The organism is Paenibacillus sp. Cedars (assembly GCF_003184205.1).
Taxonomy (GTDB): domain Bacteria; phylum Bacillota; class Bacilli; order Paenibacillales; family Paenibacillaceae; genus Paenibacillus_AQ; species Paenibacillus_AQ glucanolyticus.
Genome location: NZ_CP020866.1, coordinates 1,511,705 through 1,525,263, shown reverse-complemented (window position 1 = coordinate 1,525,263; position 13,559 = coordinate 1,511,705). Strand labels below are relative to the sequence as shown.

8 protein-coding genes are annotated in these 13,559 nt (G+C 45.6%); 2 read left to right on the top strand and 6 right to left on the bottom strand.

Translation table 11 applies throughout. The features are described 5' to 3' along the window. Positions 1–66: 66 nt before the first annotated feature. From B9D94_RS08695 to B9D94_RS08680, 4 genes are all read right to left on the bottom strand, one after another. Positions 67–2,178: an alpha-galactosidase gene (locus tag B9D94_RS08695; protein WP_148246842.1), complete on the bottom strand. Its 2,112-nt coding sequence runs from the start codon at positions 2,176–2,178 to the stop codon at positions 67–69. 91 nt (positions 2,179–2,269) lie between these two features. Continuing rightward, positions 2,270–3,883 carry an ABC transporter substrate-binding protein gene (locus B9D94_RS08690; RefSeq protein WP_148246841.1) on the bottom strand — a complete coding sequence of 538 codons (1,614 nt, stop codon included), beginning with the start codon at positions 3,881–3,883 and terminating at the stop codon, positions 2,270–2,272. A gap of 118 nt (positions 3,884–4,001) precedes the next feature. Then, entirely contained in the window at positions 4,002–5,840 is a 1,839-nt protein-coding gene (locus B9D94_RS08685) for a cache domain-containing sensor histidine kinase (protein WP_148246840.1), read from the bottom strand. Further along, positions 5,818–7,359 carry a response regulator gene (locus B9D94_RS08680; RefSeq protein ID WP_148246839.1) on the bottom strand — a complete coding sequence of 514 codons (1,542 nt, stop codon included), beginning with the start codon at positions 7,357–7,359 and terminating at the stop codon, positions 5,818–5,820. Before B9D94_RS08680 ends, B9D94_RS08685 begins: the two co-directional genes overlap by 23 nt. A gap of 174 nt (positions 7,360–7,533) precedes the next feature. On the opposite strand from B9D94_RS08680, the gene B9D94_RS08675 reads away from it, so the two are divergent. Both B9D94_RS08675 and B9D94_RS08670 read left to right on the top strand, forming a co-directional pair. Further along, positions 7,534–8,511, top strand: coding sequence for an ABC transporter permease (locus tag B9D94_RS08675; RefSeq protein WP_006211556.1), 978 nt, complete (start codon positions 7,534–7,536; stop codon positions 8,509–8,511). A gap of 18 nt (positions 8,512–8,529) precedes the next feature. Next, positions 8,530–9,423 carry a carbohydrate ABC transporter permease gene (locus B9D94_RS08670; RefSeq protein WP_063480129.1) on the top strand — a complete coding sequence of 298 codons (894 nt, stop codon included), beginning with the start codon at positions 8,530–8,532 and terminating at the stop codon, positions 9,421–9,423. Positions 9,424–9,524: 101 nt separating this feature from the next. Here B9D94_RS08670 and B9D94_RS08665 read toward each other — a convergent pair whose 3' ends face one another. Together B9D94_RS08665 and B9D94_RS08660 are read right to left on the bottom strand one after the other, a co-directional pair. Then, positions 9,525–12,284 (bottom strand): restriction endonuclease, encoded by a 2,760-nt coding sequence (locus B9D94_RS08665; protein WP_172963926.1) that lies wholly within the window; start codon positions 12,282–12,284, stop codon positions 9,525–9,527. A gap of 310 nt (positions 12,285–12,594) precedes the next feature. Further along, entirely contained in the window at positions 12,595–13,419 is an 825-nt protein-coding gene (locus tag B9D94_RS08660; RefSeq protein WP_148246837.1) for a hypothetical protein, read from the bottom strand. Positions 13,420–13,559: the final 140 nt, after the last annotated feature.

Here is a 13,559-nt window from a genome sequence, read left to right as displayed (position 1 = left end):
CCAACGCCAAAAAAACGCCGCATCGTCTATAAGACAACACGGCGTTTCCGTTCCGGTAGACAGCATCTATTCTTGAATCTGTATCCGATAAACCAAGCTGGCAAAATCCCCGCGCAAGGGCAGCTCAATTCCGATGTTCATCAGCGCCCTGCCGCTCCACTCGCCCTCCACTCCCTCAATAGCATACGACTGATCGGCTTGCAGCCCTGTAAGCCGCAATCTTGGCAGCGGTTCGCCCAGCTTCTGGCTGTGCAGGAACGCAAACAGCACATTGTCGCTTCCATCCTCACTGCCATATTGTACGGCCGTTACCCCTTTATGCTGAAGCGAGGACAACCGATACTGGCTGCCGAATTGGACCAAATGACGAATCGATTTATACTGCGAGACATACGCGGCCGACTGTTCCATCAGCTCATCGCTCCATTCATTGAGGTTTGCGCCGATACCGAGTGTCCCCATCATGGCGCTGTGGAAGCGGTACTTAAGAGATACTTCTCTCTTGTTCATGCCGGTCGGCGACTCGGTTACCCAGCAGGTCATCATCCGCGGCGCATACGTATACGAGAAGCCTTCTTGAATGCTGAGACGGTCAAAAGCATCGGTGTTATCGCTCGGCCAAGCCTGGTCCGCATAACGGAAGATGCCAAGATCAATGCGCGCTCCGCCTCCGGCACAGGTCTCAAACGCCACATGCGGGAATTTGCGCCGCAGCTCCGCCCAGATCTCGTACAGACTCTGTACGTGGCGAATCCAAATCTCCTTCTGGCGGTGCAGCGGATGATCCTTCATTCCGGGCTCCGTCACCGTCCGGTTCATATCCCATTTAATGAACTTGATGTCATGCTTCTCCAGCAGGTCGGTCATAAACTGCAGAATGTACGCCTTAACCTCCGTCTTAGAAATGTTCAGCAGCAGCTGATTGCGAAGCTCGGACCGCTCCCGTGTTGCGAAATGGTACACCCAATCCGGGTGCTCACGGTACAGATCGCTGTCCGGATTGACGGCCTCGGGCTCCACCCAGATCCCGAATTCCATTCCGAGCTCATGTACCTTGTCGATCAGCTCGCTCAGGCCGTTCGGGAATTTCTCCCGGTTCACGTACCAATCGCCCAGCCCCGCTCGGTCGTGATTCCTCTGCCCGAACCAGCCGTCATCCACAACAAACAGTTCAACGCCCATGTGTGCCGCTCGCTCGGCGAGGGCCATCTGATCGGTGGCGTTCACATCGAAATACGTCGCTTCCCAGGAGTTGTACAGCACAGGCCTGGTTTCACCACTCGGCAGCACGTCCGAATACTGGTACCGATGCAGCTGTCGGCTCATCCCGCCGAAGCCGCCGCTGCTGTACCCTCCAACGAAGCAAGGGGTATCAAAGGTTTCGCCTGCTCCGAGTACCCACTCGCTGTCAAAATCATGAATGCCTCCGGTCACCCGAACATGATCGAACACCGTCCGCTCCGCCGTGATTCTCCAGTTCCCGCTCCAGGCTAGCGCGCCGAACCAGACCTGCCCCTCCGATTCCGTCGCCTGTCCGTTATCCATCGCAAACCACGGGTTGGCATGGCTATCCGTAAAGCCTCTGCGGGATTCCAGCACCTTCTTCCCTTCACTGAGGAAGGTGTTCCGAAGCTGGAACTCCCCGGACCATTTTCCCGTCACATACGTGAGTCGGTAATCCGCCAGATACGGCATAACCCAAGCGGCAGACTGCACATTTTCCAGAACGATATCCGTCTCGCCGCGGTTCACGATCCGGGCTGTCCGTTCGATGAGGTCATGTTCAGGGATTACCCGGTATTCCAGTTGGACCTCAAGCGGATACACGTCGTCCTTCATCGTGATGACCAGGGCTTGCCTGCCATCCCGCTCCACCGTTTCATGCCCGGCATAACGAACCGACAGATCGCGCACGCCGTCAGACATGCGGACCTTCAGGCTGGGCTCGCTGTATTTGACTCCGCCCCAGAAGCCGTATTCCTCTACCTCCGAATGCACTTCCGCGTCGAACGAGCTATGTGATCTCGGCTGAAGCAGCCGTGCCGCATCTTCCACCCCGACAGGCTGTCCCCAATACAGATGCTGCAAGCTGCCTTGGTCGTTAATCCCGAATAGATAAGTGCTGTGATGGGTCTGAATGGCAAAGACCCGATGCTGCTCTTGATATTGAATGGTCACTGAATATCATCCTTCCGCTGCGCATTGATGTTGGATCATAGAGCAAAGGGGAGCCAAAAGACGAAGCATCTTCTGACTCCCCCCAGCACGATTATTTATCCCATAATTGTTGACGTTGGTTGTAGTTGTCCGTATAGATCTTTTCCAGCTTGGCAAGTCCAGCTGCCTCAACCTCTGCCATCATCTGGTTATAGGACTCCACCACCTGACCCTCGGAAGGCGACAGGGCCATCTTCAGGAAATATTTATTGATCGTGTCGTTCACCTTCGTCTCCATGATGGCCTCCGGCGTTCCGCCTGCGGGTCCCAAATTGTCATAAGGTGCCGTATCAAAGGACGTGTCCGCCAGATTCTTAATCGCCAGATCCGTGACCGGATCGGTTTGGTAACGGCCCATCAGGTCATACGGGGTGCCGTCCTCGCCGGGACCGTTCTTGATCATCCAGGTCCACTTGCGGATACCGGTCGTACGGGAGGCCTCGTCCCAGTTCTTCTTGAAAGCATCCAGCACTTCCTGTCTTGGCACATGCTTGCCGTCCTTCATATCCCAATGCTCGCCCTCAACCCCCCACATCAGCAGGTACTGGCCTTCCTCGCTGGCGAGGAAATCCAGCAGCTTCATCGTTCTGACCGGATCCTTGTTGGAGCGGCTGATCGTGACCCCGTCCCAGCCCAGAGAGCTCTTCGGTCCGTAGGTTGCCTCTTCCGGCTTCACGCCCGGGGCCAGCACTTTATATTGATAGAATTGGCGCTCGTCCTCGGTGGCCTTATCGGCGGCTTCGGTTTTGAGCAGCGCATTCGCATTGCCCACATTCCACAGCGCTTCCGCTGTAGCAAACACATTGCCGTTGCCCAGCTTCTGCTCGTATTGCTTGGTCTTCATCGTGGCCCATTCCTTATCGAGCAGCCCCTTGCGATACAGGGAATTCAGGAATTTAACCATTTCAAGGTAGCGGGGATCGCGAATGTCCTTCTTCAGCTCACCGTTCGTTTCGTAATACGGCATCATGCCGTACATCCCTTTGAAGCTGCCGCTGACGCTCCCGATATTCTCGCCATTAAGTGACATCGGAATGCTCTCTTTGCCGTCGATGGCCGGATAGCTCTCTTTGAATTTCACCAGCAATGCCTCGAATTCTTCCGCCGTGAACGGCTCCCCATTGTCCATCTTATCGCCGACGCCGAGCTCCTTCATGATGTCCTTGCGCATCATGAATCCGAACACCGGGTACTGTTCCAGGCCGTACCAATTGGAGAAATAATAATTGTTGCCGTCCTCGCTTCTCGTTTTGGTCAACGTATCGCCGTACATTTTCTGAATATTAGGTCCGTGTTCTTCGATCAAATCATTCAGCGGAATGACCGCACCGGAGGTAATATATTTGTTCATGATATCGCTTCCACGACTCATCAAAATAACATCGGGAAGATCGCCGCTGGCCAGCATCAGGTTCAGCTTCTCTACCGGATTGCCCGTAGGCTGCTGGATTTCAACGGTGACCCCCGTCTTTTCCGTAATCACTTGCGCAACCGGATTGGTGAAGGCATCCCCCGTGTTTTGGTCAAACCAGGTTAACGTAATGGGTGCGCTGCTGTCCCCTTTCGTACCGCTGTCTCCGCCCGATGCCGCCTTCTGGTTGCCGCCGCAAGCCGAAAGCGTTGTCATAACAAGGGCTGCTGCCAGAATCAATTTTAGTTTCTTCATACCCTGAACCCCTTTCTAAGGTCGTCATATTCATGTGATCGAATATATCTATCATTGTAAAAACAGGGAGTTCATTGTTCTATAACGCAATCTTACAATTCATAATGCAAAACGTCTGTCATTCCAACAAGGGCTGCTGCCTGTCCAGTTGATATTCGGGATGCCTATCGGAGATTACAGGTATCCGAATGGTGACCGCCGTTCCGATGCCGAGTCGGCTGAAGATGCTGACGCCATATTCCTCCCCGTAGGTGAGCTTGATCCGGTCATCCACATTTTTCACGCCATACCCGGACAGATTGCCGGATTTATTCAGGGCTTGATCCAGCTGCTCCGGCGTCATCCCGATGCCATCATCAATAACCTGAAGTACAATGCCGTCACCCTCACGCTTCACCTTCACAATGATATTGATCCCCGACTCATCCCATATGGCATGATTGATGCAGTTCTCAATGAACGGCTGCAGAATGAGCTTGATGGTCGTGGTCCCGAACAGCTGCTCATCCAGGTCATAATGCATATGCAGCTTGTCCCGAAACCGTATTTTCTGAATCGCGACATAGTTCTTCACCAGATTGATTTCCTGTTCCAGCAGAATGATGCGCTTCCCCTTATTCAGCGATACCCTGTAATACTTGGCCAAGTAATTAACCATCTGATATACCTGCACCGCCCCTTCCTTCAATGCTAGGGAAGATATCGAGGACAGGGTGTTGTACAGAAAATGGGGATTGATCTGCGCCTGCAGGGTGTTCAGTTCCGACTCTTTCCTTGCTATCTCCTTCACGTACCCGTCATGGATCAAGGTCTGAATGGTAGAGGCCATCTTATTGAATGCAAAGGAGACCTGGCCGATCTCGTCATGCCCCATTGGTTTGATCGACAGCCGGAAATCCCCGCGCTCCACCTTCCGAATCTGCTGCAGCAGCACCTCGATGCGCTTGGTCATGAACTTGGTCGTAAAATAGAGCAGCAGGATCGCGATGCCAATCGCTACGGCAGAATACCAGATGATATTCCTGGTCGCCTTGTTTGTATTGGCGAGCAGCTCGTCATATGGCACGGTAATGACCGTGGACCAGCCGTTGCTCAGCTTTTTATATGTAAAAAAGCGTTCCTGCCCGTGTATTCGAATATCGAAATAACCGTCGTCCTCCGTCAGTTTCTCCTGAATGGGAAATACGTCAAACAGCTGGTTCGACTTCAGCTCCTGATCTCCCGTGCTGATCACGCTGCCATTTTCGTCAATGATATAGACGCTCTTGTTATAGTTCTCCATCTTGATCAGGGAGTAAAATTCATTATCGTTAATGTCGATGGTCAGAATGCCGTACGGATGCTGCAGACTGAAATAACTCAATGAACGCGCAATGGTGATTGACGCCTCTTCGGCCCGGAAGTCCTCGGAATGGAAATACACCGTGTTTCCCGCGGCCTCCAGCACCTGTTCCTCTAACGATGGGGCTAGCTCCTCCGTATATTTGACATATTGACCGTCGGAATAGAGGGTATGGTTGCCCGTATAAATCGTAATGCCCAGAATGTTGGCATTCAGCGTCATCAGGGACGGCAGTGTGCGGTTGATATATTGGAACGCATCCAGATAATAATAAGCCTGCTCATAATCGGTAGACAGGTAATTACGGAGCTGGGCATCCATGTAGAGAATGTTCGACAGTTGATTGTAATACTCCAGCCGCTTCTCCACATTCGTGTTAATCTGTGCCAGCGATCCGTTGAGCGCGGTATAGGTATGCTCCGTAATGGTGCTGCGGGTCGAGGAATACGAGTAATAGATCAATAGCGAGAACGGCAGGATGATCACGATCAGGAAGATAAAAAAGAACTTGTGCCGAAGCCGCCAATTGGAATACGCGCGCTTCTGGCCGAGTGGGAAGGACCTCGCGATACGGCCCAGCCTTCCGAGTGGGCTATATGCTTTTTCGGTATTCATTAGGCGTGACTCCTTGGCTCTTGAGGAATAAGGAAATGAAGTAGGACGTGCTCTCGTAACCGACCCTTTGAGCGACATCCTGGACTTTCAGGGAATCGTCAGCCAGCAGCTCCTTGGCTTTGCTCAAGCGAATTCTCGTTAAATAATCATGGATCGTCATCCCGGTTTTCTCTTTGAAGATGGAACGCAAGTAGTTGGGAGACAGATATACCTGATCGGACAAACTGTTGATGGTAATGGCCTGATGAAAGGTCTGATCGATGGTCGTTCTCACCTGATGCACCAGTCTCGCATTTTTGTCCATGAATCGGTGTTCCAGCGTATCGATTGCATGCCGGGCAAACTCCAAGACAATCGCTTCGATTTCCATAATCGTCCGACATTGATAGATGGATTGGTAGAGCTCTGCCCGCCTGTGGCTCTCTGTCATCGGTTCATGGATCTGCTCCAGCAGGCGCTCCACCACGCCAATCGCAAAGTCGCACACCTCCGATTTCGTAATCCGAAGTTTAACCAGCCGACTGAAGAACTCCCGCAGCTTCTGCGCGGCCTCTTCCAATGCCAGCTGATGAATATCCTCGAAATAAGCGGCCACTTGAAAAGGAGGAATTTGGCGGCTCCCCAGCTGCCGCTGCACATCCTTGGCATAGATGACTCTCCCGTTCCCGACGTAGAACATCTCCTCCAGCATGAAACGCGTCTCCCGGTATAAATCCTGGACGCGGGACAGCTCCTCCGGTTCTTCATTGACAGCCGCCGTCATCGTAAAGCCGAGCGTACCCTGCATCTCCTTCAGCACATCTTCCCAAGTAAACCGGCTCAAATGGTAAGCAGCATCCATCAGGATGCCAAGCTCCCCTTCCCGGCAGACAACAAAGTCAGCCAGCAGCTTTTTATCCGCAAGCCATTCCTCCATATAAGTCTGAAGTCGTGCCAGGCCATCCTCCATGGACAGTCCCGATGGTGTGACGCTTTGACTATCAATACTCAGCAGAGCAAGGGTATGCGTCTTCGGCTCCGAATCACGGGACAGCTTATGGTAGCTGCCAGCCAGGTTCAATAAGCGTTCCTCGTTCTTCTCAAAAATCATTTCTCTAACAATATTGGATTTGGTCACGCGAATCGAACGGTTCTTCATCCGTACTTCCTCGCAGCGCTGTTTCACTTTATCGATAACGCTTACAATTTCACTTAAATCCAGCGGCTTCAATAAATAGCCGACCGCTCCCACATTCAAAGCTGACTTCACATAATTGAATTCATCATGTCCGGTCAGGAATACGAACTGAATCCAGTCGAACTGCTCATTCACCTGCTTAGCCAAATCAAGTCCGTTCATCACAGGCATCTGGACGTCCGTCAGCACGATATCAGGCTGGATCACTTCAATCTTCTCAGCAGCATCCCTGCCATTCAGGGCTGTTCCGGCGACATATATCCCCATCTCTTCCCAACGAATATAATCTCGGATCATCTCTAGCTCCAGCTCTTCGTCATCTACGAGAAAAATGCTATACATGCTCATACCCCCTGTGTCGGCTTTATCCCTTAATATTATAGCGATTTTGCCATTTTAACTATGGGAACAAACAATGTAAGTTATTTTCAAGCATCATTCGTTACATTGTCATATCGACACTCTTTTTTTGGGAGTCTTATAATTTTAGATAACTTGAGATGCGAGGTGCCCCATATGAAACCTGCTACAACACTACAGACGCGGAGTGACATCAACATAAGTCCTCCCGGAAAAAGACGATGGGCCATTCTGAAGCAGCAGAAATATTTATTCCTGATGATGCTGCCAGGTCTGATCTGGGCCATTGTATTTGCCTACACGCCCATGGTTGGTTTATACATGTCGTTTGTCAATTACCAGCCTACCCTGGGCGGCTTCTGGTCGACCCTGTTCACAAGCGAATTCGTCGGCTTCGAATGGTTCCGCTACTTCTTCAACAACGGCGACTTCTGGATCGTTATGCGCAATACGCTGGCTTCCACGCTGATCACGCTCCTGTTCTCCTTCCCGATGCCGATCCTGATCGCCATCGCGATTAACGAAATCAAGAACGTGAAATTCAAAAAGACGGTGCAAACCGCCTCTTATCTTCCGTATTTCATTTCCTGGGTAATTGCGGCAAATATCATCGTCACCCTGCTGTCTTCAGATGGTGCAATAAACGGCATATTGAAGTTCTTCCATATCACCAATGAAAGCGTTTTATTCTTGCAGAACGGAAAATACTTCTGGTGGATCGTCGCGCTCGGCAATACGTGGAAGGATATGGGCTACAGCTCGATTATGTATCTGGCAGCGATATCGTCCATCAACCCGGAGCTGTACGAGGCTGCCAAGGTGGATGGCGCCAACCGATTCAAGCAGATCCGGTTCATTACCCTGCCTCACTTGAAACCAACAATAGTCATTCTGCTAATCCTGGCACTCGGCGGAATTCTGAATGCGGGCTTCGACCAGCATTTCCTGCTGGGCAACGACTTGACGCGGGATTACTCCGACGTCCTGTCCACCTATTCGTTCCGCTACGGTATCCAGAACGGCATGTTCTCCTATGCAGCAGCCGTCGGCATGTTCAGCTCTGTTGTGGCCTTCATCATTGTGGTCATCGTCAACTATACGGCGAAGAAGCTTAACGGCCAGTCCCTATTCTAAACATAAGGAGGTTCACCCATGATCAGCAAAAAAACCATGCCCGAACGTATCTTTGATGCCTCTTTATATGTATTCCTGGCCGGCATCTTTCTCGTGACCTTCTATCCCTTCTGGAATATCCTGGTCATCTCCCTGAACGATGCCACCGATACGATGCGGGGTAATTTGTACTTCTGGCCAAGAGTACCTACCATCGAGAGTTACGTGACCATCTTCCGGAATCCGGAGATATGGAACGCCATTCAGGTGACCGTGCTCCGGACCGTTGTCGGAACGGCGGCCTCCATCTTCTTCATCACGCTGCTCGCCTATCCGCTCAGCAAGCGCAGCCTGCTCGGCTGGAAATACTTCTCCTTCTTTTTTGTGTTCACGATGTATTTTGGCGGCGGCCTCATTCCAACCTATATGATTATCAAATCCCTGGGACTGATCGACTCCTTCTGGGTCTACATCTTCCCCGGCCTGATCGGCGTCTTCCTGATGATTCTCGTGCGCACCTTCATGGAGCAGATCCCCGGCGAGATCGAGGAATCCTCCAAAATCGACGGCGCGAACGACCTGCAGACGTTCTTCCGCATCATCCTACCGCTGTGCGTGCCGGTGCTCGCCACAATCGGCCTGTTCCTGGCCATCGGCCACTGGAACTCCTGGTATGACTCCTATGTCTATACCTACAAGCCGGAGCTCAAGACCCTGCAAGCCGTCCTGGTCAAGATCCTCAACCAGTTCCAAACCGCCGGCATGATATCCGACGCCCAGCAGCTGGCTCAGGGCTCCAAGCGGATCCCGGTCTCCAGCGAAAGCATCCGGATGGCGGTTACCATGGTCGCCACGCTGCCGATCATCATGGTGTATCCTTTTGTGCAAAGGTATTTTGTGAAGGGGATTATGATGGGGGCTATTAAGAGTTAGAAGGTTGGTTGGGAAAGAAGAGAGCCCTTACCCGGGAGGGGTAAGGGCTTGCTTATTGGAAACGCACAAGATTCAACACAAAAATAATGCTATTATACTTTTCATTCAAACTCAAATTCAAGTTGTCCATTGTCATTTTCATTATTCGATCTTCTTTTCTTCAAAATTAAGCCACAATAAATTAGCCAATTTCTTAGTAATTTATGTTTCCATTTTGTTGTCTCTACGCTCCATCCTTGAAAGTTAGCAGTTATACAGAGAGTTTGAAATGCTTCGTCAGCATCAATACCATTATTAACATCATTGCAATATGTTTGAATGATATTTATTGATCTTAACTTACTGGATACAAATTCTTTTCGCTGAGCCCTACTCATTAGTGCAAAGGCGTTTCCAGCATTATTTAATGTATAGTTTTTTCCAAGGTGCTGTTCTAGTAAATCTAAGTATACTGTATCTGCAATTGCTCCATTTATCGATTTTCTTCCCATTTCTTTTGCGAGTTGAATAACATTTTTAGGTGTAGCTGACTTAGCAAGAGTTTCTATAAATCTTTCTAATTGAGGCATGTAAATAGAAGGGAGTAACATTTTGCTTGTATTTTGTCCTTCACCAACCGGAAATAACTGTCCGGATTTGTAATCACTTATTCCAACGTAATCTATCCAACTAGAAAAATATCTACCATAATTAGACCAAGTTTCATTATTAGCATCAATAAATGGCATTTCTCTCTGTAAGAAACTTACGAGATCATCCAAAGTTATTGACTTCTCTCTTTGGATTTTTATATTCACTTCTCTTACCAATGTATTTTGCTTAAGAATACCATTTAGAAACTCTTTAATTTTAGATTCATAATCTGCTTTTTTAGCTGCCTCTGTAGGTTTAAAAAACTCATTTGTTCCTTCTATTAATTCAACTAGTCGTAGTACTTTCAATTTGTTATTTATTGCACCTTCAGCCTGTTTTGTATTACTTAATATTTCGTTTATGTTAGTCCAATTATGTTTTACTATTTTCTCAAAAAGAACAATAACTGGCCCAGGGTAAAGTCTAAAAATATATCTTTTTGACAAAAATATCTTACCCGTCTTCATATATTCTTTTAGAACATCATTGTATGTATCATAAGTTCGACCAGTTAGTCTAATTACTCTATGATTATTCTGGAGAATTTTTAATTTATGTGCTAGATCTTCATCTTTAAAAGTTTCGGTTAGATCAGCATGTGTTGCTGGTAAATAATGAACAAGCCTATTAAAGAATTCCCGTATAATCTCATCTAGAGCTTCTAAATCTTCACTAAATAAGTCTTCAAGTTGCATTCCGGTCTGCATAATATTCGTTTGGGTTTTTCCGGTATTAACCAATTTAATGATATGGGCACAAAACTTTTTTAGTAACCAAGGAAAACCATTAGAAATTTCGAGTACTTGCTCTTTTAATGCTTTAATGAGCGGTCTTCCTAGTTCCCCCTTCATCTTATCAATCAAAAACTCTGCTTCAGGCAACTTAAAATCTTCTAGTAGAAATGATTGGGAAATTCCATTCAATCTATTTAAATCAATTTCTGAAGATTCGTCATATGTAGTCGGTTGATCATTTTTTCGAGCGATACAAAACATTAATCTATAGTTAAAAGAACAAAATTCAAGGATATAGTCAATAATTTGATTATAGATTTTAGGTCTTGAAAACACGCTTTCAAATTGATCAAGAAAAATTATCGCAATTTTATTATGTTCCTTTAATATTATCTCAGACCCTTGGATTGCTGGTGTTATCTCTTTTTGATTAGAAGGTATGTTTATAAATGAATTAAACATAGTGTTGATTTTAATTGTTAGCATTTGGAATATATTCAAAATATCGGTTTCAGTCCGAATATTCCTCGAGTCTACACCAATACCTACATCTCCTTGAATCATTGCATTGTTTTCTAATTTTAAAGTAATTGAACTTTTACCTACTCCAGAACGACTTAATATTTGACAGACTCGAGTACTAGTCTCTTCTTTCCGAACAGAATTAAACAAAGTAGAAAATTTGAGAATAATCGTCTCCCGTCCAATGAACTTATCCGGCGGAGCGGGAAATAAGTAATCAAACCATCCAGAACCTGAAAGTACACCCAGAAAATTGTCTTTTTCATTTTCTTTTTCAAGTTCTTCCTCGTTATAATATCCTTTCTCATGTTGTTCTAATATGTTTAAATCTTTCAGTACATCTATATTGGATTTCAATGTCCCCATAAATTCAATATCCTGTATATTATTACCATAACAATCATATACACAAAAAAACAATGGTAGTGTCATCTCTTTAGGTATTAATAATTGTATATAATAATTGCCACGATCAGTTACAAGCAGATATGTTTCTCCGGCTTTATGGCTACTCCGCTTTTCTGACTCAGCTTTTATTTGCTTTAAATTTAAATAACATGCATGTAAAGACAGTACATCAATTATTTGATCAGCGACGATATAACGAAAGTTTCTATTTATTTTTATCAATTTATCTACTTGCCCTTTTACATCTGGCGTTAACTCTGAAATAGATATAAAAATACCTACAGTGTTTGGATCTTCCGCCCAATAAAGAGCCATTTTTCCATAAAAAGTAATGATTTGATCTGAGATTTTTTTTTCATAAGCTTTTGCTTCACCAACCAACTTATCCCCAGTTAATTTATTGGATGCTACAATATCATATTCTAAATTATCTCTTTTTTGTCTAAAATTAATAGCTGTATACCCTACGTGATCAACTATTATACCAACAAGCCTTTCAAATAATTTCCCCTTATCATAAGCTTTTGACTCACTTGGGGAATCAAAATTATAGAATAGAAACATGTTCACCCTCCCTATACCAAGGCAACTGATAAGTTCGTTAAAATATTTTGTGCAAATATATATTTCGTTTAACATTTTGGTAAATATTTATATGATTTTAATGAAATATCTTTTCTTCTTTATGTCTCGTTAGAACATCTTGTATAGAAAGTTGCTGTTGGTATTTGTGAGGAGTTCGAAGAAGTTAGTATACCTACAAGCTATTTTATATAGAGAGGTTAATCTAAGAGGAAAAATTAATTTAATGAATATAATTTTTTCATCATACTGCTGATCGTAAACTTGCCACTCTTAAAAATTGGAGATGCTTTTAGTTTAAAACCATAACAGAGTTTGCCAACCTCTTTTCCCCACCCAGCACAGTTGTATAATACCGCTGTTCAATTCCAAAAAGGAGTTTTTTAAGGTCCTCTTCTGATTTCAATTTGAAACATGAGTTTTTGTCGTCGTATTGTAAATCATCACAATATTCCTTGATGTAATTGAAGATACTTTTTCGATCTTTACTAGAATACGTAGAGAGGGTATCCATTGCCAAAGCAATACGTTTTCTATTTGCAGTCTTAACTTTACTGGCATCATACCCATTATCCAGTTGAATAAATTCACTCTGAAGAAACTGTTCTGTTTCTACTTGGGTTGCTTCTTTATATAACGTATCAATCCCAGGAAAAATGCTTGAGATAGTACTTAATTTTCTAAAATAAAGCTTATCCTCAATTTTATTATATATTGCATCCGGTATATTATTAACAATTAAAATAGGTTCATTCTGAACAAAAATCGGAGCACCGGAAAGAGAAAAATACTTCTTTCTGATTATCAAACTGTCAGATATTTTTTGAAAGAAAATTAAATCATTCTGAAATGCACATAGATATTCCATATTATTATATTCAGTAGTTGGAATCTGATTATAATCAGTTGAGAAGAATCTATTCTTGAGAATGTCAATGAAAAATTCCTTTTCTGAAAAACTATCAACTATGAACCACTCATCCTCTTCAATCTTATACGATGGATCATAAGTAACACTATTTAGCATATTTTCAGGCATTGAATATATTTCTGTATTTGAAATAACTTTAAAAAACTCACCACGTACACCTTTGGTTTTTGCAATTAAATAATTCATCCAGTCACACCTCTTGATCAATAAATGTAAAATTATTTATTCTTTTTAAATTTGGAAAATCCAGCTTACTAGGATTCTTCAATGTCCGCTTAGTTATAATAAATACTTTAACATTCGTGTCTGTCGTTACGTAATAAAAT

Bases quoted from the DNA above. Each gene is read 5' to 3' on its own strand.
- B9D94_RS08670 (WP_063480129.1), top strand. From the start codon at position 8,530: ATGATCAGCAAAAAAACCATGCCCGAACGTATCTTTGATGCCTCTTTA.
- B9D94_RS08685 (WP_148246840.1), bottom strand. From the start codon at position 5,840: ATGAATACCGAAAAAGCATATAGCCCACTCGGAAGGCTGGGCCGTATC.
- B9D94_RS08690 (WP_148246841.1), bottom strand. From the start codon at position 3,883: ATGAAGAAACTAAAATTGATTCTGGCAGCAGCCCTTGTTATGACAACG.
- B9D94_RS08675 (WP_006211556.1), top strand. From the start codon at position 7,534: ATGAAACCTGCTACAACACTACAGACGCGGAGTGACATCAACATAAGT.
- B9D94_RS08660 (WP_148246837.1), bottom strand. From the start codon at position 13,419: ATGAATTATTTAATTGCAAAAACCAAAGGTGTACGTGGTGAGTTTTTT.
- B9D94_RS08665 (WP_172963926.1), bottom strand. From the start codon at position 12,284: ATGTTTCTATTCTATAATTTTGATTCCCCAAGTGAGTCAAAAGCTTAT.
- B9D94_RS08680 (WP_148246839.1), bottom strand. From the start codon at position 7,359: ATGTATAGCATTTTTCTCGTAGATGACGAAGAGCTGGAGCTAGAGATG.